This is a genomic window from Pseudomonas sp. LSJ-87 (genome assembly GCF_032971465.1).
Lineage (GTDB): Bacteria > Pseudomonadota > Gammaproteobacteria > Pseudomonadales > Pseudomonadaceae > Aquipseudomonas > Aquipseudomonas putida_Z.
Window position 1 is genome coordinate 297653 of record NZ_JAWJYQ010000003.1, and the last position, 26502, is coordinate 324154.

Consider the following 26502-nt stretch of genomic DNA (forward strand, 5'->3'; position numbering starts at 1 on the left):
CCACTGGCCTTCAGTGGTTGTCGGGGATAGGCCGAGACAGCGCTATCTCAAACAACAAGAGCTCTGAACCATGCCCGAACATCCGCTCCATCGCTTCTTTACCTCGCAGCGGCCCCGGCCGACATTCGAGTGGGAGCGTTACCAGCAGCGCGATGTGCTGATCATCGACCATCCCCGTTGCCAGGCGGTGTTCAGCCGCCAGGGAGCGCAACTGCTGCATTTTCAACCAGCGGGTGAACGGCCCTGGCTGTGGTGCGCCGAGCAGTGGCCGCAGGTGGGGGCGATCCGCGGTGGTGTGCCGGTGTGCTGGCCATGGTATGGCCGCCACCCCAGCGAGGACTTGTGGCCGGCCCATGGCTGGGCGCGGCTGCTCGACTGGAAGCTGGTAGACAGCCGCGAGGACGAGGAGGGGGTAACCCTGAAATGGCGGCTGGACTTGTGCGACTGGCAGGTCGACCTGCATGCCCGGCTGGGTAGCCGCATGGAGCTCAGCCTGAGCACCGAGCACCAGGACAGCGAACCCTGCCAGCTGAGCCATGCCCTGCTGGCCTACTGGCGCATCAGTGATGTGTCGGAGATAGCGCTGTCTGGGCTGGAGGATATCGAAGGCTACGACCGCCTGAACCGCCAGGCCTGCCGTGAAGATGGCGCGCTGAAGCTCAAGGGCGGCTGCCAGAAGGTCTACCCCGGCACGCCGCGGGTGCAACTGCAGGACCCGGCCTGGCAGCGCGAGCTGTGCATCGATACCGGTGACAGCGACGATACGGTGGTCTGGCACCCCGGCAACCGCCCGCTGATGGGCGTGACCGGGCGTGAATGCCAGCGCTTCGTCTGTGTCGAGGCCGCCAGCGGCAGTGGCGAGGGCCTGAGCCTGGCGCCGGGGCAGCGTGCCCACCTGCGCCTGCAGGCACACCGGCTCAGTTGAGCTCGTCGTCCTCGATCGGGTAGCGGCTGGCGTTGAGGCTTTCCTTGATCTTGCGCAGGTGCGGCTGGAAGTCCACGCCGCGACGCAGGGTCATGCCGGTGGCCAGCACATCGAGCACGGTCAGTTGGATGATCCGCGAGGTCATCGGCATGTAGATGTCGGTGTCTTCCGGCAGCGGAATGTGCAGGCTCAGGCTGCAGGCATTGGCCAGTGGCGAACCGGCGGCGGTCAGGCCCAGCACCGAGGCGCCGTTTTCCCGGGCCAGGCGGGCCACCTCGACCAGTTCGCGGGTGCGCCCGGTGTAGGAGATGATCACGAACAGGTCGCCGGTGTGCGCCACCGAGGCCAGCATGCGCTGCATCAGTACGTCGGCGTGGGCGGATACTGCCAGGTTGAAGCGGAAGAACTTGTGCTGGGCGTCCAGCGCCACCGGGGCCGAGGCGCCCAGGCCGAAGAAGTGGATCTGCCGGGCCTGGATCATCATGTCCACGGCACGGCTGACCTGCTGCGGGTCGAGCTGCTGGCAGGCGCTGTCGAGCGAGGCGATGGCACTGGCGAAGATCTTCTGGGTGTAGGCGGCCGGGTCGTCGTCAGCCTCCACCGCGCGGCTGACGTAGGCGGCGCCGCTGGCCAGGCTCTGCGCCAGCTGCAGCTTGAGCTCGGGGTAGCCGCTGACGCCGAACGAGCGGCAGAAGCGGTTGACGGTAGGTTCGCTGACCTTGGCCGCCTGGGCCAGCGCAGCAATGCTGAAACGGGTTGCTTGTTGCGGGTTGAGCAGGATGACTTCGGCGACTTTGCGTTCGGCCTTGTTCAGCTCGTCGAGGCGGCCCTGGATCTGTTCCAGGAGGTTTCGCACGCGGTCCATGGGTGTGTCCTTGGGTCGGGAAGACAGCCGGCTGTGGGAGCAGCAGGCTTTTTGCACGGTCGTCTATCGTACTGTCGGCGCGGTTGACGTACCACTTGTCTGTAACACTCGTGTGTAATGTTGTGGTTTTTACTACATTATCCCTTGAAAACCGTATGTGAAAGCGGTATTCCTAGACCAACTTTAGGAAAGAACCAACATCATGGCTGCGATCAGTGTCGAACCTTGCACCTTTGCCCTGTTTGGCGCCCTCGGCGACCTGGCATTGCGCAAGCTGTTTCCTGCGCTCTACCAGCTCGACCGGGCCAACCTGTTGCACCCGGAAACCCGCCTGCTGGCGCTGGCCCGCGAGGCCGGTAGCGCGCAGGGCCACCTGGACAGCATCGAAGCGCACCTGCGCCGGCATGTGCCCGAGGCCGATATCGAGCCCGCCGCGCTGGGCCGTTTCCTCGCCAGGCTGAGCTACCAGCACCTGGACTTCCTCCAGCCCGAGGGCTACCAGGCCCTGGCCGAGCAGTTGCCGGGCGAGCTGCCGCTGATCGCCTACTTCGCCACCGCTGCGGCGGTGTACGGGGCCATTTGCGAAAACCTCGACAAGGCCGGGCTGGCCGAACGCACCCGGGTGGTACTGGAGAAGCCCATTGGCCATGACCTGGAGTCGTCGCGCCGGGTCAACGATGCCGTGGCGCGGTTCTTCCCAGAGAGCAGGGTCTACCGCATCGACCACTACCTGGGCAAGGAAACGGTGCAGAACCTGATTGCCCTGCGTTTCGCCAACAGCCTGTTCGAAACCCAGTGGAACCAGAATTCCATCTCCCATGTGGAGATCACAGTCGCCGAGAAGGTCGGTATCGAAGGCCGCTGGGGCTACTTCGACAAGGCCGGCCAGCTGCGCGACATGATCCAGAACCACCTGCTGCAGCTGCTGTGCCTGATCGCCATGGACCCGCCCAGCGAACTGTCGGCCGATGCCATCCGTGACGAGAAGGTCAAGGTACTCAAGGCCCTGGCACCGATCACCGGCGAAGGGCTGAGCACCCGTGTGGTGCGCGGCCAGTACATCGCCGGCTACAGCGATGGCAAGCCGGTGCCCGGTTACCTGGAAGAAGACAACGCCAACGCCCAGAGCGACACCGAAACCTTCGTCGCCCTGCGTGCCGACATCCGCAACTGGCGCTGGTCGGGGGTGCCGTTCTACCTGCGTACCGGCAAGCGCATGCCGCAGAAGCTGTCGCAGATCGTCATCCACTTCAAGGAAACGCCGCACTACATCTTCGCTCCGGAACAGCGTTTGCAGATCGGTAACAAGCTGATCATCCGCCTGCAACCGGATGAAGGCATCTCTTTACGGGTGATGACCAAGGAGCAGGGCCTGGACAAAGGCATGCAACTGCGCAGCGGCCCGTTGCAGCTGAATTTCTCCGATACCTGGCGCAGTGCACGGATTCCGGATGCCTACGAGCGGCTGTTGCTCGAAGTGATGCGCGGTAACCAGAACCTGTTCGTGCGCAAGGACGAAATCGAGTATGCCTGGAAGTGGTGCGACCAGCTGATCGCCGGCTGGCGTAACGCGGGCGATGCGCCCAAGCCATATGCGGCAGGCTCCTGGGGGCCGATGAGCTCGATTGCACTGATCACACGCGATGGGAGGGCGTGGTATGGGGATATCTGAACTGAAACTGCCAGCGGCTGTGAAGGTACACGAGCTGGCGGATGCCAAAGCTCTGGCCGCAGCCCAGGCCCATGACGTGGCCGAGCGCCTGCGCGCGGCCATTGCCGCCAAGGGCCAGGCCTGCGTGGTGCTGTCCGGTGGCCGCAGCCCGGTGCCGTTCCTCGAGCAGCTGGCCTGCGAAAACCTCGACTGGGCCAAGGTCACCGTCAGCCTGGCCGATGAGCGCTGGGTGCCGGTGGAGCACGCCGACAGCAACGCCGGCCTGCTGGCCCGCCACCTGTTCAAGGGCGCGGCGGCCAAGGCCCGCTTCGTTGGCCTTTACCAGCAGGCGGAGAACCTTGATGCCGCCGCGGGCAAGGCCGATCAGGCCCTGGCCGAGCTGCCGCCGATCGACGTACTGGTGCTGGGCATGGGGGATGATGGCCATACCGCTTCGCTGTTCCCCGCCAGCCCCAACCTGGAGGCAGGCCTCGACCTGGCCAACCCACGCCGCTGCCTGCCCTTGCTGGCACCGAGTGTGCCGCACCAGCGCCTGTCGATGACCCGCTCGCTGCTGGCCAGCTCCGCCTTTACCGCGCTGTCCGTACAAGGGCAGGGCAAACTCGCTACCCTGCGCGCCGCGCTGGCTGGCACCGACCTTTCCGAAATGCCGATTCGCGCTTTTCTTCACGACCCCCTGGACATCTACTGGTGCCCATGAGCCAAGGATCCACAGTCATGACCACCCTCGAACGCCCACAGCCCAAGCTCTCGATGGCCGACAAAGCCGCACGGATCGACGCCATTTGCGAAAAGGCGCGCATCCTGCCGGTGATCACCATCGCCCGTGAGGAAGACATCCTGCCGCTGGCTGACGCCCTGGCCGCCGGTGGTATCCGTACCCTGGAAGTGACCTTGCGCTCGCAATATGGCCTGAAGGCCATCCAGATGTTGCGCGAGCAGCGCCCGGAGCTTTGTGTCGGCGCCGGCACCGTGCTCGATCGCGGCATGTTCGCCGCCGTTGAAGCTGCGGGTGCGCAATTCGTCGTTACCCCAGGCATTACCCAGGACATTCTCGAAGCCGGTGTGGACAGCGAGATCCCGCTGCTGCCAGGCATCAGCACACCGTCCGAAATCATGATGGGCTACGCCCTGGGCTACCGCCGCTTCAAGCTGTTCCCGGCGGAGATCAGCGGCGGCGTGGCGGCGATCAAGGCCTTTGGCGGCCCGTTCGGCGATATTCGTTTCTGCCCTACGGGCGGTGTGAACCCGGCCAACGTGCGCAATTACATGGCGCTGCCCAATGTGATGTGCGTGGGTGGTACCTGGATGCTCGACAGCAGCTGGATCAAGAACGGCGACTGGGCGCGGATCGAAGCGTGCAGTGCGGAAGCGATGGCGCTGCTGGACGCCAACTGAATTTGTTGTGTGCTTTACGGCTTGTGGGGCGCTTGGTCGGCGCCCCTTTTTTTGCCTGCAGTTTTTGCATTGCCTGTGCGGGCCCTTTCGCGGGCTCGCCCGCTCCCACAGGTACTGTACAGATGCTGAGTGCAGCGCGATCCCTGTGGGAGCGGGTTCACCCGCGAAGAGGCCGACACAGGCCAAAAAAAAGCCCGCATCAAACGATGCGGGCTTTCTCATTCATTGCGGTACGGCTCAGGCCGCCTTGGCTTCCTGCAGGCTCAGCGAGCGGTTCAGCGCGCTGAACAGTGCCTTGAAGCTGGCCGTGGTGATGTTTTCATCGATACCCACACCATGCACCGGGCGGCCACCGGCCACGCGCAGTTCGATATAGGCCGCGGCCTTGGCATTGGTACCGGCGCCAATGGCATGCTCGTTGTAGTCCATGATCTCCACGGCAATCGGCAGGCCGGCCACCAGTGCTTCCAGTGCGCCGTTGCCCTTGCCGCGCCAGTGCAGGGTGGTTTCGCCTTCACCGGCGACTTCCACTTCCACGGCGCTGTGGCCGTTCTCTTCCTGCAGGCGGTGGCTGACCAGCGCGTACGGGGCATTGGCCTGGAGGTATTCCTTGTGCAGCAGGCTGTAGATCTGCTGGGCGGTCATTTCCAGGCCCAGGCGGTCGGTTTCACCCTGTACTACCTGGCTGAACTCGATCTGCATGCGGCGCGGCAGGCTGATGCCGTATTCCTGCTCGAGCAGGTAGGTGATGCCGCCTTTGCCCGACTGGCTGTTGACGCGGATTACCGCCTCGTAGCTGCGGCCGATGTCGGCCGGGTCGATCGGCAAGTAAGGCACTTCCCACAGCTCGCCTTCCTGCTGCTTGGCGAAGCCCTTGCGGATGGCATCCTGGTGCGAGCCGGAGAACGCGGTGTGGACCAGGTCGCCCACGTACGGGTGGCGTGGGTGCACCGGCAGCTGGTTGCACTCTTCGACCACCTTGCGCACGCCGTCGATGTCGGAGAAGTCCAGCAGCGGGTCGATGCCCTGGGTGTAGAGGTTCAACGCCAGGGTCACCAGGTCGACGTTACCGGTACGCTCGCCGTTGCCGAACAGGCAGCCTTCGGCGCGATCGGCACCGGCCATCAGGCCCAGTTCGGTGGCGGCAATGCCGGTACCACGGTCGTTGTGGCAGTGCAGGCTGATGATCACGCTGTCGCGACGGCTGACATTGCGGCAGAACCATTCGATCTGGTCGGCGTAGATGTTCGGGGTGGACACTTCCACGGTGGCCGGCAGGTTGAGGATGATCTTGTGCTCGGGGGTCGGGTTCCACACCTCGATGACCGCGTCGCAGACTTCCTTGGCGAACTCCATCTCGGTGGCGCTGAAGGTTTCCGGCGAGTACTGGAAGGTCCACTGGGTTTCCGGCTGCTGGGCGGCGTACTTGACGAACAGCTTGGCCGCGTTCACCGCGATGTCCTTCACGCCTTGCTTGTCCTGGTTGAAGACGATGCGGCGGAACGACGGGCTGGTGGCGTTGTACAGGTGGACGATGGCCTTCTTCGCGCCGCGCAGCGACTCGAAGGTGCGGGCGATGAGGTCTTCACGGGCCTGGGTGAGCACCTGGATGGTGGTGTCGTCCGGGATGTGGCCGTCTTCGATCAGCATGCGCACGAAGTCGAAATCGGTCTGCGAAGCGGACGGGAACGAGGCTTCGATTTCCTTCACGCCAACCTGCACCAGGGTCTTCCAGAAGCGCAGTTTCTTCTCCGAATCCATTGGCTCGATCAGCGACTGGTTGCCATCACGCAGGTCGGAGCTGCACCAGATTGGCGCGGCGGTGATGGTCTTCGACGGCCAGGTACGGTCAGGCAGGTCGATGGTCGGGAAAGCGCGGTATTTCTTCGAAGGGTCTTTGAGCATGGTCATGGAAGCAATCCTTTTGTGTGCGGCCGAGATCGGGCCTGCCGAGCGATAACGAGGTGAAAAGGCGAGGCGACGCGATTCAGCCTGGTAGTCGGGCGCTGACCAGGCAGAGGCTGCGATGTTGTCGGAGCAGGATGAGGGTGCTGAAGGTTTTCATGCCTTCAACCCTAACCAGTGGGGTGGGGGATGGCAAGCGTTCAGAAAAAATTGAGAGGAATGCTTAAAAAAAGCTGAAAGGCGAGATTTTATGGCATGAAAGCAAGGCTGGCTTCTTGATTGTTGCGCAGTATTTTTCGATGGCGCAACACAGTTGAACTGATGTCGACTGTGCTGGCCCTTTCGCGGGTGAACCCGCTCCCACAGGTGCAGCGCCATCCCTGTGGGAGCGGGTTTACCCGCGAAGAGGCCGGCACAGGCAGTACCGCTCTCAGGGCTGGAACGCGCCAATGAAAATCGCCGGATCCACCCGCGCATCGTTCAGGCTGACGTTCCAGTGCATGTGCGGCCCGGTAGCCCGCCCGGTCGAGCCCACACGCCCGACCACCTCGCCCCGGCGCAGCTGCTGCCCCACCTGCACATCGATCTTCGACATATGGCAGAACATGCTGATAAAGCCCTGCCCATGGTCGACGAACACCGTACGGCCATTGAAGAAGTAATCGCCCACCAGAATCACCTTGCCATTGGCCGGTGTCTTGATCGGCGTGCCGGCCGGCACCGCGAAGTCCAGCCCGGCATGCGGGTTGCGTTCTTCGCCATTGAAGAAACGGCGCACGCCGAACTTGCTCGACAGCGGGCCACTGACCGGCTTGTCGAGGATCAGGTTGCTCGGCAGGGTCGGGCTGAAGCTGCGATAGGCCTTGATCTGCTCGGCCAGCTCACGATCGATGCGCTTGAGGTCGGCCGGGTTCGGGTTGACCTGGCGTGTGTTCTTCAGGGTGATGCGCTGCTCGGGGTATTTCTTGCTACCGACCGTGAAGGGCAGGGTACGGCCGTCCTGGCTCAGCACCGCGGTGCCGGGCTTCTGGGTCAGCGGGATGCCGACGATGGCCAGCCAGTTGTCCTGCTCCTTCACCACCAGCACCGGCTTGCCGTCGAAGCGGGCGCTGGGCGCGCTGGCGGCGGGGCCGAGGTCGACCACCGCCACGCCGCCGGGTACCGGCTTGTTCAGCGTGCGGGTGATGTAGCTGGCCTGGGCGCCGCCGGCCAGCAGCAGGAGGGAAAGGGCAAGCAGGGGCGCGAGCAGGCGGGGCATGTGTCAGTCCAGAAGGGAGAGGGTGACCGGGGTCAGGTGGTTGTCTTCGACCCGCACCAACAGCTCGCCTTCGTTCAGGCGGGCGGTCAGACGCTGGCCATTGCGGGTCTGTTCGGCGCTGCGGATGGCCTGGCCCTGTTCGTCCAGCAGGATGCTGTAGCCGCGGGCGAGGGTGGCCAGCGGGCTGACCACCTGCAGCGTCTGCAACTGAGCCTGGAAGCGCTGGCGGCGGTCCTTGAGTACCTCGCGCATGGCCCGTGGCAGGCGCTCGGCCAGGCTGTCCAGGCGTTGGCCCAGCAGTTTCAGGGTGCGCCCCGGGTGCTGCGCGGCGAGGCGGGTGTCCAGGCGTGCCAGGCGCTCGTGGCGCTGGTTGAGGTTGAGCATGAACGCGCGGCGCAAGCGCATGTCCAGGTCGTCCAGGCGTTGGGCCTGCTGGCGCAGGCGCTCGCCCGGGTGGCGCAGGCGCCGGGTCAGCGACTCCAGGCGCAGGCGGTCGTGGGTCAGGCGGTTCTGCATGCGCAGCAGCAGGCGCCGTTGCAGGCCATCCAGGCGTTGCTGCAGGCCACTGTTGTCGGGGGCCAGCAGCTCGGCGGCAGCAGACGGTGTGGGCGCGCGCACGTCGGCGACAAAGTCGCTGATCGAGACATCGGTCTCATGGCCCACGGCGCTGACAATCGGCGTGACACAGGCGGCCACGGCCCGCGCCACGGCTTCTTCGTTGAAGCACCACAGGTCTTCCAGCGAGCCGCCGCCCCGGGCCAGGATCAGCGCATCGAACCCGAGGCTGTCGGCCAGGCGGATGGCGCGCACGATCTGTGCAATGGCTTCGCGGCCCTGCACTGCGGTGGGGATCAGGTTCAGCTCCACCTGCGGGGCGCGGCGACCGAACACACTGATGATGTCGCGGATCACTGCACCGGTGGGCGAGGTAATGATGCCGATGCGCTGCGGGTGGGCTGGCAGCGGCTGCTTGCGTTCGGCGCTGAACAGCCCTTCGGCACCGAGCTTCTCTTTCAATGCCTCGAAGGCCAGACGCAGGGCGCCATCACCGGCCGGCTCGACGGTGTCGAGAATCAGCTGATAGTCGCCACGCCCTTCGAACAGCGAAACCTTGCCGCGTACCCGCACCGCCAGGCCGTCGCGCAGGGCCTGGCGCACCCGCGTGGCGTTCTGCCGGAACAGCGCGCAACGCACCTGTGCGCCGCTGTCCTTGAGGGTGAAGTACATGTGGCCGGACGCCGGGCGGGCGAGGTTGGAAATCTCGCCTTCCACCCACACGCTGCGGAACACGTCTTCCAGCAGCACGCGGGCGCGGCCGTTGAGTTGGCTGACGGTAAGGACCTCGCGGTCCAGGCCGAGTCGTTCGAAAGGGTCTCTGATCATGGCGGGCATCATAAAGGACATCGGCCCCGGTTGTCTGTCCCGGCCCTATCGCCGGCAAGCCGGCTCCCACAGGTATCGCGCTGGCTTGGGCCTCATGCTGTCCCTGTGGGAGCCGGCCCAGCCCTTTGGGCTGCGCTGTCGCGTAGATAACTGAAAGTGCAAGCAGTCCGCATACCCTGTGGGAGCGGCTTTAGCCGCGAAGAATCCAACGCGGTGCATGGCACCGGCTGCGCCGGTGTTCGCGGCTAAAGCCGCTCCCACAGGGCACCTGCTAATTCAATGAGTTATGTGCAGTTCTATGGGGGCAGGCCCTTCAGGCCTGCATCGCCGTCACGAACTGGCGCACCATCGAACCTGCATCACGCCTGCAAGCCATCGCCACAGAACTCTCACACCCTCCTTCCAGCACCACGAAGCTGACTGAGGCTGGCGCAATCTCACGCATGCATTCCGGCAACAACGCCACCCCAAACCCCGCCTGAATCAGCTGCAACTGGGTGGTCTTGCGCGACAGCACCTGCGCCGCGCGCGGGGAAAAGCCTGCCTCCATGCACATCGAGGCCGACAGGTAGCTCAGCCCGCCACGGTCCCGGTGCGGAATGGAAATGAAGCGCTCTTCCCGCAGTTGTTCCAGTCTCACCTGTGGCGCGCTGGCCAAGGGATGCGCGGCGGCGACCGCCAGCAGCAGGGGTTCGCTGAACAGTTCATGCAGCACCACCCCTTCATGCTGGCGCAGCACCGGCAAGCGCAGCAGGCCGATATCCAACCGCCCGGCAGCGATATCCTCCAGTTGCGCCTCCGACGACTGCTGGGCAATTTCCAGCGAAACCCCTGGGTTGTCGCGCAAGTAGCCGCCCAGGCGAGCCAGCAACGGGCCGGTCAGCGGTACGGTGCTGGAGTGGTTCAGGCGTAGGCTGCCCTGCAACCCTTCGCCAATATCGCGGGTAACCCTCTCTGCCTGCGCCAGGTCGGCCAGCAAGCGCCGCGCCCGTTCCAGGAAGGCCTGGCCAGCCAGTGTCAGGCGCGGCAGGCGCGCGGTGCGCTCGAACAGCGGCGTGCCCAGTTGCTGTTCCAGCTCCTTGATCTGCCGGCTCAGCGCCGACTGGGCGATGTACAGCCGCTCGGCGGCAGCGCTGAAGCTGCCGCATTCGGCGATTTCCACGAAGTAACGCAATTGGCGGATCGACGTCATGTCATGCCTTTTCGAGATGAGTGTGGCGACAAAGGCATATTAGTCGGCATGGCTCATGGCTGGCTAACCTTTGCCTGTCTTCCCAGGAACTGCTGCCATGCTCGCCCAACTGTCGTTTTACGGCCTTGACTGGCTGCCCATCCTGCTTGGTGTCGGCGCTGCCTACATCGTATTCGGCATCGCCGGTTTCGGCACCGCGCTGGTGGCCGGCCCAGTGCTGATCCACTTCATGCCGCTGTCGCGGATCATTCCGCTGCTGGTGCTGCTGGACTTCGTCGCCGCCTTCGGCAACCTGCTGCCCTCGCGCCGCGATGTCGTGCGCGGCGAACTGCTGCGGCTGCTGCCGTTCATGGCCATTGGCTGCACGCTGGGCGTGGTATTCCTGCTACAGCTGAAGTCCGACCTGTTGCTGCTGCTGATGGGCCTGTTCGTCACGGCCTATGCCCTGTACGGGCTGGCGGTGAAGGTGCGGCCGGCCAGTTTGTCGGGTTTCTGGGCAATGCCGATGGGCACGGCAGGCGGGCTGTTCGGTGCCTTGTTCGGCAGCGGCGGCTTCCTTTATGCCCTGTACCTGAGCGCGCGGCTGGAGGTGAAGGAACAGGTGCGCGCTACCCAGAGCGCGCTGATCAGTTGCAGTACGGTGGTGCGCCTGACGCTGTTCCTGATCGCAGGCGTCTATGCCGACCAGAACCTGCTGCTGCTCGCCGCCTGCCTGTTGCCGGTCATGCTCGTCGGCCTCTGGGTAGGGCGCAGGCTCACCCACCGGCTGTCCCGCGAAGCTTTCGTGCGCCTGGTGACCTGGCTGGTGCTGGCCAGCGGCCTGGCGCTGATCGGTCGCTACCTGAGCGCCTGAGCAGGCGGTAGAATTGCGCCAATACCGCAGTTTTTTCAGGCTTGTCCCGTTCATGAACACCCAGAGCATCATCGTTCCCAAGCTGTCTACCGTCCCGGTGCACGAAGCCCGGGCCCGCGCCATCCTGCGCTGGCTGGTGCGCGAGAAAGTCGTCGAGGAACAGCTGACCACCTGTGGCCGCACCGGCAACCGCATGGGCCATGCCCTGGCCGAAGGTGCCCGCAAAGTGGCCCTGCACCCGCAGAAACTGCCCTTCGGCGAGCAGGTCAACGGCCTGGAGGTGATGCTCAAGCGCTGCATCTATACCCCTACCGAAGGTTTCCTCGAAGAGGCCGGTTGCCCAGAGTGCCGGCGCGAGGTGGGTGAGCCGCTGTTCGAAAGCCTGGAAGAATGGATGCCGGCGGTGAGCGACAACTTCACCTGCCCGTTGTGCGGCTTCGAAGATGACATCAATGGCTTCATTTACCTGCAGCCATGTGCCTTTTCCAACCTGGGGTTCATCTTCAACAACTGGGGCGAGGCCGGGTTCACCCAGGCCTTTCTCGACAGCTTCGCCGACTGGCTCGACCAGCCGGTGACCGTGGTACAGGTAAAACTGCCACAAGGCTGACCGAAGGCCCTTATTTTGCATTGAGCGGCGCGCCGTGCATGAGTATAATGGCGCGCTTCCATTTTTCCCGCCCGGGAGCCCCCGCGATGCTGCGTATCAGCCAAGAAGCCCTGACCTTCGACGATATCCTCCTTGTACCTGGCTATTCCGAGGTACTGCCCAATGAAGTCAGTCTCAAGACCCGTTTGACCCGCGGCATCGAGCTGAACATTCCGCTGGTTTCCGCCGCCATGGATACCGTGACCGAAGCGCGCCTGGCCATTGCCATGGCCCAGGAAGGCGGCATCGGCATCATCCACAAGAACATGACCATCGAACAGCAGGCCAGCGAAGTCCGCAAGGTCAAGAAGTTCGAGGCTGGCGTGGTCAAGGACCCGATCACCATCGACGCCGACGCCACCGTGCGCGACCTGTTCGACCTGACCCGCCTGAACAACATCTCCGGCGTTCCGGTGCTGGCGAACGGCGACCTGGTCGGCATCGTCACCTCCCGTGACGTGCGCTTCGAAAGCCGCCTGGACGCCAAGGTCCGCGACGTGATGACCCCGAAAGAGCGTCTGGTCACCGTCCGCGAAGGCGCCAACAAGAACGAAGTCCGCGAGCTGCTGCACAAGCACCGCCTGGAAAAAGTCCTGATCGTTGACGACAAGTTCAACCTCAAGGGCATGATGACCGTCAAGGACATCGAAAAGGCCAAGGCCTACCCGCTGGCCAGCAAGGACGACCAGGGTCGCCTGCGCGTCGGCGCCGCGGTCGGCACCGGCAAGGACACCGGCGAGCGCGTTGCCGCCCTGGTGGCTGCTGGCGTTGACGTGGTGGTGGTCGACACCGCCCACGGTCACTCCAAAGGTGTGATCGACCGCGTTCGCTGGGTCAAGGAAACCTACCCGCAAGTGCAGGTGATCGGCGGCAACATCGCCACCGGCGCTGCCGCCAAGGCTCTGGCCGAAGCTGGCGCTGACGCGGTCAAGGTCGGTATCGGCCCAGGCTCGATCTGCACCACCCGTATCGTTGCCGGCGTAGGCGTGCCGCAAATCAGCGCCATCGCCAACGTTGCCGCTGCACTGGAAGGCACTGGTGTGCCACTGATCGCCGACGGCGGCATCCGCTTCTCGGGTGACCTGTCCAAGGCCATCGTCGCCGGTGCTTCCTGCGTGATGATGGGTTCGATGTTCGCCGGTACCGAAGAGGCTCCGGGTGAAGTCGAACTGTTCCAGGGCCGTTCCTACAAGGCCTACCGCGGCATGGGCTCGCTGGGTGCCATGGCACAGGCGCAAGGCTCGTCCGACCGCTACTTCCAGGACTCCTCGGCCGGCGCCGAGAAGCTGGTACCGGAAGGCATCGAAGGCCGTGTTCCCTACAAGGGCGCCCTGGCCGCGATCATCCACCAGCTGATGGGCGGCCTGCGTTCGTCCATGGGCTACACCGGCAGCGCAACCATCGAAGAGATGCGCACCAAGCCGGAATTCGTGCGCATCACCGGTGCCGGCATGGCCGAGTCCCACGTGCATGACGTGCAGATCACCAAAGAAGCTCCTAACTACCGCGTAGGCTGAGGCTTCAAGCAATACAAGCATGCGGGGCTGTCATGACAGCCCCGCGTCGTTTCCGATTTCCACTGACGAGATTGAGTCATGGCCCTCGACATTCACGCTCACCGCATCCTGATCCTCGATTTCGGTTCCCAGTACACCCAGCTGATCGCCCGCCGCGTGCGCGAAATCGGCGTGTACTGCGAGCTGCATCCGTTCGACATGGACGATGAAGCGATCCGCGAATTCAACCCGCGCGGCATCATCCTCGCCGGCGGCCCCGAGTCGGTCCACGAAGCCAACAGCCCGCGCGCCCCGCAGGCGGTGTTCGACCTGAACGTACCCGTGCTGGGCATCTGCTACGGCATGCAGACCATGGCCGAGCAGATGGGCGGCAAGGTCGAAGGTTCCGACCTGCGTGAATTCGGTTATGCCCGCGTGGACGTGGTCGGCAAGAGCCGCCTGCTCGACGGCATCGAAGACCACATCGACGCCGACGGCGTACTGGGCCTGGACGTGTGGATGAGCCACGGCGACAAGGTCACCCAGATGCCGGGCAACTTCCACGTGCTGGCCAGCACCCCGAGCTGCCCGATCGCCGGCATGTTCGACGACGCGCGCGGCTACTACGGCGTGCAGTTCCACCCGGAAGTGACCCACACCAAGCAGGGCGGTCGCATCCTGTCCCGCTTCGTGCAGGACATCTGCGGCTGTGAAGCCCTGTGGACGCCGTCCAACATCGTCGAAGACGCCATTGCCCAGGTGCGTGAGCAGGTTGGTTCGGCCAACGTCCTGCTGGGCCTGTCCGGCGGCGTCGACAGCTCCGTCGTTGCCGCACTGCTGCACCGCGCCATCGGCGACCAGCTGACCTGCGTATTCGTCGACAACGGCCTGCTGCGCCTGCACGAAGGCGACCAGGTGATGGCCATGTTCAAGGAGAACATGGGCGTCAAGGTCATCCGCGCCGACGCTGAAAAGCAGTTCCTCGACAACCTGGCCGGTGAAGCCGACCCGGAGAAGAAGCGCAAGATCATCGGCCGCACCTTCATCGACGTGTTCGATGCCGAAGCCAGCAAGCTGGAAAACATCCAGTTCCTTGCCCAGGGCACCATCTACCCGGATGTGATCGAATCGGCTGGCGCCAAGAGCGGCAAGGCCCACGTGATCAAGTCGCACCACAACGTCGGTGGCCTGCCTGAGGAAATGAACCTCAAGCTGGTCGAGCCGCTGCGTGAACTGTTCAAGGACGAAGTGCGCAAGATCGGCCTGGAGCTGGGCCTGCCGTACGACATGGTCTACCGCCACCCGTTCCCGGGCCCGGGCCTGGGCGTGCGTATCCTCGGTGAAGTGAAGAAGGAATACGCCGACATCCTGCGTCGCGCCGACCACATCTTCATCGAAGAGCTGCGCAAGGCCGACTGGTACCACAAGACCAGCCAGGCATTCGTGGTGTTCCAGCCGGTCAAGTCGGTTGGTGTCGTTGGCGACGGCCGTCGCTACGCCTGGGTCGTGGCCCTGCGTGCCGTCGAGACCGTGGACTTCATGACCGCGCGCTGGGCGCACCTGCCGTACGAACTGCTGGAAACCGTCAGCGGCCGTATCATCAACGAAATCGACGGTATCTCGCGCGTTACCTACGACGTGTCGAGCAAGCCGCCAGCGACCATCGAGTGGGAGTGAGACTACACCTACTAGCACCGGTGTTGAATGACAAAACGCCCGCTGAGTTGCGTAATGCTGTTCACTTATACATTTGAGTTCAGGCTAGGGGCCGAAGAATCCGATACCAGTGATCTGGTGTCGGATTTTCTTTGGGTTTAATTTGAGTATTTTGGCGCCTGTGAGATCGAGCGCCGCGCGGGCGGTGTTCGATCTGCGCCCCACCGCATAGCTAACGCCGAGCCTCTAGGCTTAAGTGAATTGAGTTGCGGGCTTCTTGAATTTGTCACCTTCCGAAACAGGCACATCCGTGTAACGGCTGCTCAACCCCGTCGCAGTCTCGAGGCCGAGATGCTAGGCTTTTGGGAGGCGACGTTGAAACCGCCAGACGGGGGCAAGCTGGGTTCGCTGCTGGCTGAGGTGGGGCGCGAGGCCAGCCTGAAGGATGAAGAGTTTACTGCTTTTGAGAGTTCGTTATGATTTGGGAGCAGTTATGGCGTTCGCCTGAGGCCAGCGTGATTAGACGTATCGACACACTACCGCTGCAGGTGCCTTTTCTGTCAGTAACGACTGATGCTGAGTTGGGCGCTGGCGAGGCACTGATACCAGTCGGCAAGCGGCGTACGACGCTATCGACAGCTCGGTGTATCTTGCCTCTCAGTGTGCTACCGTGTGAGCAGAAATCGATCAGACCGTTTGGGGTACTAAAGTCATGAACCACAAGCTGAACCGCTATGGCGTATCCATAGTAAAGAGGCCTAAAGTTAAAGCCATCAAGAAGCTGGACTTGGGTGGCGACTCGGGTAAGCAGATCGTTTATTCAGAAACTAAGCTCGTTCTCAGGACTCACAAGAAGACCTTTCAGAAGTTGGCTGACATGTAATGGAGTTGATCTTCTTTCCATTTGAGCGTGTTATTGAGATAAACACTCAGATCTTGACTACCGAACCGGGTATGAAGGGGGTAGTAAATATTCCAATATTGCAAGGCGCGCTGGCTCGAATCGACAATGCGATCGCCTATAATGGCCTTGATGATGTATTTGAAATTGCCGCCAAGTATACTGCCAGTATCGCGCAAGGCCACGCACTGCCTGACGCTAACAAGCGTACCGGGCTTGCAGTTGGCTTAGAGTACCTCTCGCTCAATGATTATGAAATTACTCTAGATAATGATTTGATAGCGGATGCCGTTAGGGACTTGGTTGTCGGCGATATTGATGAGCTTGATTTCGCTGACATTCTTTACTCCTGTTTCATTGCTTCTAAAAGTCAGGTTTAGCACTAGGAAGGCCTGTTAGATTCACCAGTCTGATTATCTGCGCTCATAATTAGGCAATAGAAATTTTTTCTAGGGCGACTCGTCATATACAGTTGAGCTGCTGGTTGAAATTGTAACTGATGACCATTCAGGTTAATTTCCGCCCGTCACGGAGCATCAGCTGCCGGCTTCCATTGCTATGAGATAGGCTGGTTGGGGTTCTTAGGATATTTGAGGCTTGCCAAATTTGAGGGTCACGTAAGCCTCCTTGGCCGGGTCGAATGGCAATCGCATCGTGGCCCCTTTATCGATCCAATCGTCCTCCGTACCCACGATACTCATCGCCAAAAAAATAGGCTGCATTTCTGACAATACGACGTTCCACTCAGAGAGACAGTCGGTGATCCCTGGGTACCAATTGTTTTCCAACTTCTGTAGCGTCGTGATCAATGACCCGATCATGTCCTGTCGTTGTGCATCGCTGAGACATTCGACGGCATAACCTACTAAAGCATAATCTAACTCGCATCGAGCGATTCTACTAAGGCTGTCTGCCGCCGCGTTGAGGCCGAACCTCCAAGACATCCAACGTTCATAAGCAAAACCCCACAAAGCTTTGCGCCTTTCTACTTCTGCGTTCCTCCGAAAGGCTCGAAGGCAATCCGCAACTGAATATCGGCCTTGTTGACCTGACCAGTGAAGGTTGATCGCATCAACGTATGCTTGAAGTGCTGTGTCGTTCGCATTTGCAAGAACGCAGCCGAGAGGCGTCTGCAGCTCCGGAAAACGCGAGGGAAAAATGTTGAATACACGCATCCAGGCGGCCCAGCGTGGCGCATCTTCCAAGATGTTCTTCAAGAGCTGTACAAGATGCTCCTTAGAATCGTCACTAAGCGTGGCGCGGCTAGTCCGCTGTGACACAGACATGTAAGTTGTCGCGAACTGGACATGGGGGTTGGTCGATCTAGAGCCGAGGCGCAGTGACGCATTGGGGGTAAGCGATAGTACGACGCTCATGACCGGTGCAGTCTGCCGTAAAGACGAGACTGCCTGTACCAAGCGCTCTGGGGCGAATCTGTCCAGGCATTGGGCGGCCTGCACAATGGCGATGCTCGGAGAAAACCCGTCCTCAATCAGTCGCCAGCCTTGCGCGATTCCAATCCAATCGCTTTCGGCATCCGCTTTTTCAAATTGTTCGACCGCTTCCAGCTCCCAGATTGGTGCTGCCACTCCCCGAGTTAAAAAGCTCATTGTCAGCCCCGAAATGACTCGCTCGAGCGCAGCTAGTAAATCGTCGTTAGGCCTGAATTCATTTGGTACGGTTCCCCAGAAACTGACTTCCATAGTTGCGAACTGCCCAATGACGAACAGGGCAACCAGCCGGACACGGCGTGGATCGGCCCCTGCGCTCCAATCGGTGCTTTCTCGAATGAGCCACCGAAGCAGACCGATGAATTTGTCTAAATCAGTATCGCTCGGCGGCTTGCCGCCTACTCGCAACAAATCGATGAATGCAAATTGAGAGCGGATTGCTTCAAATAGCTTGTTACAGACCTCCCAATCTGAAATTGCCACAAGTGGATCGGCTTGATCTTCAATTAGCGCAATGAGTGGGTCGGGGGCTTCTAATGGTCCAGGTTGTTTAGCTTTTGCCATCGCTGAAAGAAGAACATCGGTACCGTTCATGAAGGTTTCCTCCAAATGAGATGATCCTCCCCACTGAGTAGCTCCCAAAGGTCGGTGAAGGCATCCACCACTAACTGAGCATTATCGACTTTCTGCAGGATGTGGTGGGCTGTGCCCACGGAGTTTACCGAGGTGCCAAGTGACCATGCCATTGCCCCATCTGGGCCGAATGGAAAGATCAAGAACCTATCGTGGAAGTCCCATCCCGCCGTACCCTTTTGTACTCGAAGTTCAAGTCTTAAGCCTCTCCAGTTACTCTGACATTCATCAAGTGTTTTGCGGATCTCGTCGCTAGGACCGGCTTTGGATGTAGTCAGACCGCGAAGTTCCACGCCTTGATAGGGACAGTAAAATAGTGTTTCGAGTATCTCGTTGGCTGAAAGATATGGATCCCACAGCCACACGCCGTTTTCGCCGTAGGCAGAGATCAGCGCGCGAAGGTCATCCAATGCCTTTCGGCGGCCTGCTTTTTTATCTCCAAGGGTCGGACGATATTGAACAAAGCGACGCTCAGCGGCGAGCCGATTAGCTTGCTCTGTATACATCCGCTTTGCTGTCCATCCCCCGTTGTCATCCGCTTGGGGATCGCCGATGACATTGTGGGTAGAGAACGCAGTCATCCCAACACGTCGTGAGTCCCAACTGCCATCTAGATTTTTGACCGAAAAGGTGCGGGGTTCCGGATCGGATGAGCGCATGTTGAATGAAATAGTGGAGATAAATGAACCTGTACCAGATGCTGCGAGGAGCGTGCTGCTCTGTTCGTCCCAGACGAAGCCCCGGTGAAGCCCCCGGCCAGCACGCATTGGAAGGGGTGTGACCCGTTCTTGCAGCTTTGCTGAAGCAAATCCGGTGATGATGTCATCGTGTTCCAATTCGCAGACCGCCATCAAAGTGCGTGGAGCGGCCTTAGGATGCCAGGCATGTTCGACCTGAAATCCTCCATCTCGAAGCTTTTCGAACTTCGCCATCAGTACGGTGACAGGGAGTTGGACAGCCAAATTACCGAGCCGGTCTGACATGGTGGCCAGTTGGAGGGGGATATACTTCTCGACCTCTGCCGATAGCTCTTGCAACCTGCGAGGGTCTGTATAGAGCGGTCTCAGGCGGGCTTTCTTATGATCGGTCCATTCAAAGACGTGCGAGCCGGTCCAGAAATTGTTTTTAAGGAGTTTGTTCCATGGGACCGGTGCGCCATTGTCCGGCGGCACAAATTGTGAGGGCATCGGCAAAAGCTCGCCAAATTCGAGGTTAGAACCCGAGATTCTCCATCCTTCCCCGGCCTCCAAAGCCGTGAGAGCCGGAATAAGCATTCCGATCGGCACCGTGTAACGGCGAAGGCCAAAACTCCAGCCATTCAGCGATTTGATTCGAATAGGTTTCGGTGTCAGGAAGCAGGGAGCTGCCAGCTCGAGATCAGGCTGTTCCTCGGCAACCAACAGCGTGAATATATTGGTGGTGCCGCCTTGATCGGGACAACTGGCGAACAGCTCGGTACACTCAAAATGGGTATAGAACCCCAGCGTGCCGGGCGTAAGAAGCTTGATTAGCTCCGGCAACGGGGAGCGAGTCTCGGGTGGCACATATCGGTTCATGAGGGTAGCTGCCGTAGCTGAAATATTCTCATTATGTTCCATTTCGAGTGCCGGGCGTCTAGCTCGATGCTGAGCAGGCTTTCGCTGTGTGACATGGTCAAAGCAGAATCTGTGAAATCCGGTTTTACTAGCTTGGTATTTTTTGCGGTATAGGGAGTAGCGCTGACGCTTACTTACTGATTTTTATAGAGATTAGTTAATTATTGATAATAGAGTGGGAATGATCCCGCCTCGCGGTTAATGAAACGGGCCTGCATTGCAGGCCCGTTTTTTTTGCCAAACCCTACTCGGCCCCAGGAGAATGCCCGAAATACGCCTTGTAGGCATGGCAGAAATTGGCAGGGTTGGCGTAGCCGACATGGTAGGCAACCTGCGATACCTGCCATCGACGCTCCAGCAGAAGGGCGCGGGCCAGTTCCATTCTTTGTTGCCGAACGTATTGCAGGAGCGACCGGCCGTATTCGTGGCTGAACGCGCGGCGCATGGTGGTTTCGCTCACCCCCAATTGGCGAGCGAGGGCTGCAGCAGTGGGCGGGGCGTTCAGGTTTTCGTCGAGCTGGCGGCGCGTTTCAACGGCCAGATCGCGGCGCCCCCGGTCCTGAATCTTCTCGGCAGACCTGTGCCCGATCAGGTGGTTGGCCAGCTCCAGCACGATGGCCAGGCTCAGGCTCTCGCAATGCAGGCGCCTGAGCCCGCCGGTGTAGGGCGACAGATAGAGCTGCTGGAACAGGCGGCTCACCGCTGGGCACTGTGGCAACTGGTCGAAGCGCATGCCATCGGCGACCAGCGCCAGCAGAGGCTTCAGCTGCGCGTCGTCCCGGGCCAGCTCGTGCAGGTAATCGCCAGCAATACGTACCCCGGCCATACGGGCGTGACTGTTGGCGGGCAATTGGTCCTGCGCCTCCAGGCTTTCACCAAGGCCCAGCATGTGCAATTCGCCAGGGGCATAACTGTTGAGCCTTCCGTCCACCGTGTGCTGCCACGCCCCGTCGAACACCTGCACGATGCACAGGCTTTGCGGCAGCACCTTGTCGATCCTCAGCGGCTCCGGAAATTGCAGGTTGCAATCGAAGTACTGCAACCCGTCGTGTACCGTCTGCGCCCGATAGTGGCCGGACGCGCTGCCCATCACCCGTGCGCTGCTCGCGTCCAGTACACCGGCCTCGGCGAGTGACCCGGGGCTATCGAATGAAAAGTCGGTGTCGAGGTAGGGGCTGATCGATCGCATGTGCGCTAGGCATCCTTGGCTGAGGGCGGCATGGCCGGAAATGGTAACGCGTGCACATTTTCAGCGACAGCCATTGTGCGCATGGCGCTGTCTGTTGTGCGAACCGGTCAGCGGGGTTGGCTATTCGGACCAGGCTTATTTCAATGGGCGTTTGTTCCGATTCAGGATGGAAAAGACATGCTCGCTTATCGCAAATGGACTGCCCTTCTGGTGGCTGCGCTCAGCCTGTGGCTGGGCCAGGTTCACGCTGAAGAACGGCCGGAAGTGGCTGACCAGGTAGTTGCCTACACGGGGACGCAAGGTGCCAAGGTGTGGACGCTGCGCATCGGTGAACGCGCCGCCAACGAAGCGCTGGTACAAATCGAGGGCGTCGATCACGACTGGAACATGCGCATCCAGAAAATGCAGGTGGAGAAAACCAGCAGGGATACCCGTTACTCCACCACCGTGGATGGCAAGAAATACGTTGTGCTGGTCATCCAGGGCAACTGGGGCGGCGAACTGTATCTGCCGGGTGAGGCTCAGGCAATGCAGGTCGGCTATTCGGAAGGGCTGTCGCATCAGGGCAATGCCCAGGCATTCCTTACCGATTACCTGGCAGCACAGAACACGGAGGCGCAATGACCATGGGCGAGTTCAACGACCCGCTGTCCGAGCTGTCTGGCTCGCTCGGTCAGGACTATGAGCAAAGCCGTGCCGCCCAGCGCGACCGAGTGATCGCTGAGCTCAAGCAAGTGATCGAGCGCGTGCCCGAGCAGAGCGAGTTCACCAACTCCCGGCGTTACCGGGTCTGGGGGCCAATATTGTTGCTGGGTTCCCTGATCATCACGGCCGTGACATTCAACCCTGAGCGCTTGGGGGCGGTTGCAGCCGGTGTCTTCATCACCTTGATTGCAGCAGCGGTGACCTGGCAACACCGTAATGCCGGTACCCAGGTATTCATGCGCCTGACCCGCCGGCAATTGTTTGTCGATACGCTGGATGCACCGGTAGAACTGGCGGAAGTAGAAGACGTTTCGGTCAAGGATGAAGGGCTGGTCATGGTGCAGACGCTGGAAATGAGCAGCGAAGCCGTCCTGCCAAAGCATCATGTGGTGAAACTGCAGTTCTTCGGTAACCAGGCCATGGTGTTGAAGAAACTGCGACCGCAGATCCGCATCATGTCCGCAGGCCTGGCCAGCAACGGACGCAAGCTGGGGAACGAGGAAGTGCTCGCGCTGCTGGCGGCCTACCGCGATGCGGCACATGCGCAACGGCAACTGGATCTGTTGCAGAGCGATGGATAACGGCGAACGCGAAGCCCACCTCGCGTACCTGCAGGAGCAGGCTGATGGCCCCACCGACAGCTTCGTACTGCTGGAGCGCTCGCTCGGCAAGGCGCTGGCCTGTGCTGTGATTGGCCTGTTGTTCGGCGCACTGGGAATATGGCTGACCGCTCTGGCGGTGCAGTTCAGTCCCGGTGCCAGCAGCGGTGTCATCTGGCTGATGTCTGGTTTCGGCCTCGGCCTGGCCGGCCTCGGGGTGGCGGGGCTAGCCTGCGCCGTCGTGCTATACCGCCGGCACGGCAAGCGGGTGCTGAGCGTAACGCCAGATACCCTGTGTTTCGCCAACGCGCAGGCGCCGACCCCACTGCATTTCTTCGACGGTTTCGAGGTTGAGCAGGGTTACTTCACTACCCGGCTGATCTTTACCGTGTCGGCGTTCAGCCATGCACCAGCGCTGGCACCGGCCTGTTTCAGGGCGCTGGCCTCGCCTGACGCGGTGGTCGTCGCCGGCGGCTTGCGCGTCAGGCTGTGGTTGTGCACGCCCGTCGTGGCCGGGCGCCGCCTTGGCCTGCAGGAACTGGTGGATCTGCTTTATGCCTATGTGCAAGCGGCCCAGGCCAGGCGTACGTTGGCGCAGTTGTTTCCGGGCGTGGCGCGTCTGGGTGATGCGGCCAGATGAGCCTGATCGTGACCATTGGCGCTATGGGGCAATGAGGCGCTTCGGTTGGGGCCTGATCCTGCTGCTGCTGCCACTGGTGCTGTTCGGCTGGGGTAAAGTGCAGTACTGGCGGGCTGATACGGCGCAGGATCAGGCCCGGACCATACGGCAATGGCTGGCTGCCCCCAGTGAGACGTTGCTACGGCAATTGCCATGGGAAGCCCGCAAGGAGCTTTCCAGGCATGTCGATCCGCGACAGGCCCTGCAGCGCCATCTGGACCTGCTCGATGCGGATCGCCACTGGGTAAGCGTACGCAAGGTGATGGCCAGTGTGAGCTGCTGGCTGGCAGTGGCCGCTTTGCTGGCAGGCCTCTGGGCCTGGTTCAAGCTGAAGTTGGACGCCTGGCGGGCGCTGCGTTCTGCGGCCTACCTGCATGAGCGCATGATGGCCAGCTGGCAGGGCCTGGGCTGTTGCTTGAGCATTTACATGGTCATGCTTGCCGGTTCGCTTTGCCTGTCGTTGCTCTACGAGGCCAGTTCCGGAGCGAGCCGCGCAGCGCAGGGCGGCATGACGGTGCTGATCGTGGTGCTGCCGCTGGCCTCTGTTCTGGTTGTGTGTGTTCGCCAGGTCTGGCGAATGCGTCGGCAGTGGCCGCTGATGCAGTCTCCGACCGCCAGTTTTCTAGCCCGCCCGCTCGGCAGGCAGACGACCCCAGCGGTGTGGCAGTGGATCGAGACCTTGGCAGCGCAACTGCACGCGCCGGCCCCGGACCATATCGTGGTCGGGCTTGACCAAGGGTTTTTCGTCACCAGCGTTCCGATCCTGCTGCAGCCCGACGGGCAGGCCCTCAGGGGGCGCACATTGTATCTGCCTCTACCTTGCCTGGCCGCCTTGAGCCAGGCCGAGGCGGCCTCGATCATCGGTCACGAACTGGGCCATTTCAGGCGCCGTGATACGGAGCGGGGCAGCGAAACCAGTGCGCGATTCAGCCTGATGTGCGCGCAGTATTCGGCCATGATCGGCGACGAGGATGGCCCGCGCTGGGTGGTTCGGCCCACCTTGTGGCTGGCCGGGCAGTTCTTGCACCATTTCCAGCTTGCGGTTCACCACTGGGGGCGTGCACAGGAATTGCTGGCTGATCGGGCAGGTGCCGAGGTCGCTGGCCCGAAGCTGTTCGTACAGGCGCTGTTACGGGTGATTGCCCTGGGTCAGGTGATCGACGGCTTGTTGGTCGCACACGGTGGCAGCAACCTTTTGCAGGCGCTGGCGGCGCACCTGCAAGGCACGCCGTTGCAACTGGGCGAGGAAGTGCTGGGGCTGGCCACTACCCATCCGTTCGATACGCACCCCGACCTCGCCACGCGCCTGAACAACCTGGACATCCTGCTCGACCCGCAATTGCTGCAGGCGGCCTTGCGCGTGCCGTCCGTTGGGGACCAGCAATGGTTCAACGACCTTTGTCTGGCCCCCGACAGCACTTGCGATAGCAAGGCTGCGGGCAGCATCCAAAGAGACTTCACTTAATATTTCCCATTTGCAGGTGTATCGTATTCGCCCTTCATCGTCAGCCATGCTGGCAGCTTGATTGCGCAGAACACGAGGTACCCGCACCGATGTCCTTCACCCGTCGACAAATGCTCAAGGGCCTGACCGGCCTGGTTGTGGTTGGCCTGGGCGCCGGTGGCGCGGCGCGTTACTGGCTGGGCAAGGTCGAAGACGACAATGCCGGCCATGACTACGAGCTGATCGCAGCGCCCCTGGACGTCGAACTGGTGCCTGGGCACAAGACCGAGGCCTGGGCCTTCGGCCCGTCGGCACCGGGTACCGAGTTGCGCGTGCGCCAGGGTACCTGGCTGCGGGTGCGCTTCATCAACCACCTGCCGGTCGAAACCACCATCCACTGGCACGGTATCCGCCTGCCGCTGGAAATGGACGGCGTGCCCTATGTGTCGCAGCTGCCGGTCAAGCCGGGCGAGTATTTCGACTACAAGTTCCGTGTGCCGGACGCCGGAAGCTACTGGTACCACCCGCACGTCAGCAGCTCCGAGGAGCTGGGCCGTGGCCTGGTCGGCCCGCTGATCGTCGAGGAGCGCGAGCCGACCGGCTTCCAGCATGAGCGCACGCTCAGCCTGAAGAACTGGCACGTGGACGAGCAGGGCGCCTGGTTGCCGTTCAGCATCCCGCGTGAGGCGGCGCGCAACGGCACCGCCGGGCGCCTGATCACCATCAATGGCCAGGCCGATTCGGTCACCGAGCTGCCAGCCGGCCAGGTTGTGCGGGTGCGTCTGCTTAACCTGGACAACACCTGGACCTACCGCATCAACCTCAAGGGCAACTGCGAGGCAAAAATCTATGCTCTGGACGGCAACCCGGTAACCCCGCGCCCATTGGACGATGACTACTGGCTCGGCCCAGGCATGCGTATCTGCCTGGCTATCCGTATTCCCGAGGCGGGGGAGGAGATCTCCCTGCGCGACGGTTTCGTGCGCCTGGGCACCCTGCGTTCGGTTGCCAGTAACGACGCGCCGAGCGACTGGCCGCCAGCGCTACCGCCCAACCCGATCGCCGAGCCGGACCTGGAGAATGCCGAAAAGCTCAACTTCAATTTCGAATGGGCGGCGAAAGTCTCGGTCACTACGGACCAGGATAGGCCGTCGAGCATGTGGCAGATCAACGGCCAGGCCTGGGATATCACCGACAAGACTTGCGCCGAGCGGCCGATTGCCACGCTGAAGAAGGGCAAGAGCTACATCTTCGAGCTGAAGAACATGACCCAGTACCAGCACCCGATCCACCTGCATGGCATGAGCTTCAAGGTGATCGGCTCCAACCGCCACGACATCAAGGAGCCGTGGTTCACCGATACCTACCTGCTGGGCAAGAACGAGCGCGCCCAGGTGGCGCTGGTGGCGGATAACCCGGGCACCTGGATGTTCCACTGCCACGTCATCGACCACATGGAAACCGGCCTGATGGCCGCGATCGCGGTGGTCTGATGCGCCCGCAGATCATCGATCGCAGCCGCGATCAGGAATTCATGCGCCTGGCCCTGGACCTGGCCGCCGAAGGCGCGGCCATGGGCGAGGTGCCGGTGGGCGCGGTACTGGTGCAGCACGGGCAGGTGATCGGGCAGGGCTTCAACCGGCCGATCATCGACAGTGACCCCAGTGCGCACGCCGAGATGGTGGCCATTCGCGCGGCGGCGAAATCCGCCAGCAACTACCGGCTGCCCGGCAGCACCCTGTATGTGACCCTGGAACCGTGCAGCATGTGTGCGGGGTTGATCGTGCATTCGCGGGTGATGCGGGTGGTGTACGGCGCGCTGGAACCCAAGGCGGGGATAGTGCAGAGCCAGGGGCAGTTCTTCGGGCAGGGCTTCCTGAACCACCGGGTTATGGTGGAGGGCGGGGTGCTGGCGGAGGAGTGCGGGCAGATCCTCAGTGACTTCTTCAAGGCCCGCCGGGCCAAGGGGTAACCTGTCAGGGCCCTATCGCCGGCAAGCCAGCTCCCACAGGATATCTGCAGGTCTGGGGGCAGTGGAGAACCTGTGGGAGCTG

23 protein-coding genes are annotated in these 26502 nt (G+C 61.8%); 15 read left to right on the forward strand and 8 right to left on the reverse strand.

All coding sequences use genetic code 11. The features are described 5' to 3' along the window. Positions 1-70 precede the first annotated feature (70 nt). On the forward strand, positions 71-925 hold the full coding sequence (locus RYH74_RS04390) for a D-hexose-6-phosphate mutarotase (protein WP_013971129.1): 855 nt from the start codon (positions 71-73) through the stop codon (positions 923-925). On the opposite strand, the gene hexR is transcribed toward RYH74_RS04390, so the two are convergent. Beyond that, complete coding sequence (gene hexR, locus RYH74_RS04395) at positions 918-1781, reverse strand: DNA-binding transcriptional regulator HexR (protein WP_169774905.1); 864 nt, start codon at positions 1779-1781, stop codon at positions 918-920. The two genes, RYH74_RS04390 and hexR, sit on opposite strands and share 8 nt — an antisense overlap. A 211-nt stretch (positions 1782-1992) precedes the next feature. Between hexR and zwf the strand changes: the two genes are divergently transcribed. From zwf to RYH74_RS04410, 3 genes are read left to right on the forward strand one after another with little or no spacing between them, the layout of a single operon-like run. After that, positions 1993-3462 (forward strand): glucose-6-phosphate dehydrogenase, encoded by a 1470-nt coding sequence (gene zwf / locus RYH74_RS04400; protein ID WP_085616745.1) that lies wholly within the window; start codon positions 1993-1995, stop codon positions 3460-3462. Then, complete coding sequence (gene pgl, locus RYH74_RS04405) at positions 3449-4162, forward strand: 6-phosphogluconolactonase (RefSeq protein ID WP_317409011.1); 714 nt, start codon at positions 3449-3451, stop codon at positions 4160-4162. Before zwf ends, pgl begins: the two co-directional genes overlap by 14 nt. 17 nt (positions 4163-4179) lie before the next feature. Continuing rightward, the gene (locus tag RYH74_RS04410; protein ID WP_317409012.1) at positions 4180-4860 is read left to right on the forward strand and encodes a bifunctional 4-hydroxy-2-oxoglutarate aldolase/2-dehydro-3-deoxy-phosphogluconate aldolase; all 681 of its coding nucleotides are present in this window, start codon (positions 4180-4182) and stop codon (positions 4858-4860) included. 237 nt (positions 4861-5097) lie between these two features. Here the strand turns inward: RYH74_RS04410 and leuA are convergent, their stop codons facing one another. From leuA to RYH74_RS04430, 4 genes are all read right to left on the reverse strand, one after another. Then, the gene (gene leuA, locus RYH74_RS04415; protein ID WP_085587545.1) at positions 5098-6771 is read right to left on the reverse strand and encodes a 2-isopropylmalate synthase; all 1674 of its coding nucleotides are present in this window, start codon (positions 6769-6771) and stop codon (positions 5098-5100) included. 424 nt (positions 6772-7195) lie between these two features. Continuing rightward, positions 7196-8023, reverse strand: a complete 828-nt coding sequence (locus tag RYH74_RS04420) for a M23 family metallopeptidase (RefSeq protein ID WP_085616742.1) — start codon at positions 8021-8023, stop codon at positions 7196-7198. A 3-nt stretch (positions 8024-8026) separates the two neighbouring features. Then, a complete protein-coding gene (xseA, locus tag RYH74_RS04425; protein WP_061303230.1) occupies positions 8027-9406 on the reverse strand; it encodes an exodeoxyribonuclease VII large subunit in 1380 nt (459 codons plus the stop codon). Between the two features lie 313 nt (positions 9407-9719). After that, positions 9720-10598, reverse strand: coding sequence for a LysR family transcriptional regulator (locus RYH74_RS04430; protein WP_317409013.1), 879 nt, complete (start codon positions 10596-10598; stop codon positions 9720-9722). Positions 10599-10695: 97 nt separating this feature from the next. Between RYH74_RS04430 and RYH74_RS04435 the strand changes: the two genes are divergently transcribed. From RYH74_RS04435 to RYH74_RS04460, 5 genes are all read left to right on the forward strand, one after another. Further along, positions 10696-11451: a sulfite exporter TauE/SafE family protein gene (locus RYH74_RS04435; RefSeq protein WP_317409014.1), complete on the forward strand. Its 756-nt coding sequence runs from the start codon at positions 10696-10698 to the stop codon at positions 11449-11451. 52 nt (positions 11452-11503) lie between these two features. Further along, a complete protein-coding gene (locus RYH74_RS04440; RefSeq protein WP_075043909.1) occupies positions 11504-12061 on the forward strand; it encodes a sugar ABC transporter ATPase in 558 nt (185 codons plus the stop codon). An 86-nt stretch (positions 12062-12147) separates the two neighbouring features. Continuing rightward, a complete protein-coding gene (gene guaB / locus RYH74_RS04445) occupies positions 12148-13617 on the forward strand; it encodes an IMP dehydrogenase (RefSeq protein ID WP_075043910.1) in 1470 nt (489 codons plus the stop codon). A gap of 78 nt (positions 13618-13695) precedes the next feature. Then, positions 13696-15273: a glutamine-hydrolyzing GMP synthase gene (gene guaA, locus RYH74_RS04450; protein ID WP_013971139.1), complete on the forward strand. Its 1578-nt coding sequence runs from the start codon at positions 13696-13698 to the stop codon at positions 15271-15273. 861 nt (positions 15274-16134) lie between these two features. Continuing rightward, entirely contained in the window at positions 16135-16533 is a 399-nt protein-coding gene (locus RYH74_RS04460) for a type II toxin-antitoxin system death-on-curing family toxin (protein ID WP_317409016.1), read from the forward strand. A 201-nt stretch (positions 16534-16734) separates the two neighbouring features. On the opposite strand, the gene RYH74_RS04465 is transcribed toward RYH74_RS04460, so the two are convergent. The 3 genes from RYH74_RS04465 to RYH74_RS04475 form a co-directional block, all read right to left on the reverse strand. Further along, the gene (locus RYH74_RS04465) at positions 16735-18198 is read right to left on the reverse strand and encodes a hypothetical protein (RefSeq protein WP_317409017.1); all 1464 of its coding nucleotides are present in this window, start codon (positions 18196-18198) and stop codon (positions 16735-16737) included. Beyond that, positions 18195-19835 (reverse strand): VPA1262 family N-terminal domain-containing protein, encoded by a 1641-nt coding sequence (locus RYH74_RS04470; RefSeq protein ID WP_317409018.1) that lies wholly within the window; start codon positions 19833-19835, stop codon positions 18195-18197. The genes RYH74_RS04465 and RYH74_RS04470 overlap by 4 nt, the downstream gene beginning before the upstream one ends. Before the next feature lie 241 nt (positions 19836-20076). Beyond that, positions 20077-21021, reverse strand: coding sequence for an AraC family transcriptional regulator (locus tag RYH74_RS04475; protein WP_317409019.1), 945 nt, complete (start codon positions 21019-21021; stop codon positions 20077-20079). A gap of 177 nt (positions 21022-21198) precedes the next feature. Here RYH74_RS04475 and RYH74_RS04480 point away from each other — a divergent pair, with 177 nt between their 5' ends. From RYH74_RS04480 to tadA, 6 genes are all read left to right on the forward strand, one after another. Continuing rightward, complete coding sequence (locus RYH74_RS04480) at positions 21199-21645, forward strand: hypothetical protein (RefSeq protein WP_317409020.1); 447 nt, start codon at positions 21199-21201, stop codon at positions 21643-21645. Continuing rightward, the gene (locus tag RYH74_RS04485) at positions 21642-22307 is read left to right on the forward strand and encodes a hypothetical protein (protein ID WP_317409021.1); all 666 of its coding nucleotides are present in this window, start codon (positions 21642-21644) and stop codon (positions 22305-22307) included. Before RYH74_RS04480 ends, RYH74_RS04485 begins: the two co-directional genes overlap by 4 nt. Next, positions 22267-22965, forward strand: coding sequence for a hypothetical protein (locus RYH74_RS04490; RefSeq protein WP_075046889.1), 699 nt, complete (start codon positions 22267-22269; stop codon positions 22963-22965). The genes RYH74_RS04485 and RYH74_RS04490 overlap by 41 nt, the downstream gene beginning before the upstream one ends. Before the next feature lie 76 nt (positions 22966-23041). Further along, positions 23042-24469 carry a M48 family metallopeptidase gene (locus RYH74_RS04495; protein WP_317409022.1) on the forward strand — a complete coding sequence of 476 codons (1428 nt, stop codon included), beginning with the start codon at positions 23042-23044 and terminating at the stop codon, positions 24467-24469. An 89-nt stretch (positions 24470-24558) separates the two neighbouring features. Then, positions 24559-25941 (forward strand): multicopper oxidase family protein, encoded by a 1383-nt coding sequence (locus RYH74_RS04500; protein ID WP_075043915.1) that lies wholly within the window; start codon positions 24559-24561, stop codon positions 25939-25941. Next, positions 25941-26420: a tRNA adenosine(34) deaminase TadA gene (gene tadA, locus RYH74_RS04505; protein WP_075043916.1), complete on the forward strand. Its 480-nt coding sequence runs from the start codon at positions 25941-25943 to the stop codon at positions 26418-26420. The genes RYH74_RS04500 and tadA overlap by 1 nt, the downstream gene beginning before the upstream one ends. Positions 26421-26502 lie beyond the last annotated feature (82 nt).